Origin of the sequence: Fictibacillus nanhaiensis (assembly GCF_023715445.1) — a bacterium.
Classification (GTDB): domain Bacteria; phylum Bacillota; class Bacilli; order Bacillales; family Fictibacillaceae; genus Fictibacillus; species Fictibacillus nanhaiensis_D.
Genome location: NZ_JAMBOD010000051.1, coordinates 1 through 394, shown reverse-complemented (window position 1 = coordinate 394; position 394 = coordinate 1). Strand labels below are relative to the sequence as shown.

General features: G+C 73.1%; 1 protein-coding gene. It reads right to left on the bottom strand.

What is annotated here, in order from left to right; all coding sequences use genetic code 11:
- A partial coding sequence (locus M3196_RS21815) for a hydroxyethylthiazole kinase (RefSeq protein ID WP_251324382.1) occupies nucleotides 1-394 on the bottom strand: 394 nt, incomplete at both ends.

Here is a 394-nt window from a genome sequence, read left to right as displayed (position 1 = left end):
GGTCTCCCGGCAGCGCCGCGCTCGCCGCCACCACCGCCGACAGCGCGCAGCCGGTGCCCACCACCCGGGTCATCAGCGGATTGCCCCCCGCCACGCTGAGCACCCGCTCGCCGTCGGTGACGTAATCCACCTCGCCAGTGACCGCCACCACGGTAGCCAGCCGACGAGCCAGCGCCTGGGCCGCCGGCAGCGCCGCAGCGGCCGTATCGGTGGTATCCACCCCGCGCCCGCCGGCGCTCATCCCGGCCAGCGCCAGAATTTCAGAGGCATTGCCGCGAATGGTCGCCGGCTGGAGGGCCAGTAGCTCGTGACAAAAGGCAGTGCGCACGGTCAGGGCGCCGACCGCTACCGGATCCAGCGTCCAGGGCTTGCCGGCCTGACGGGCGTGCTCCAC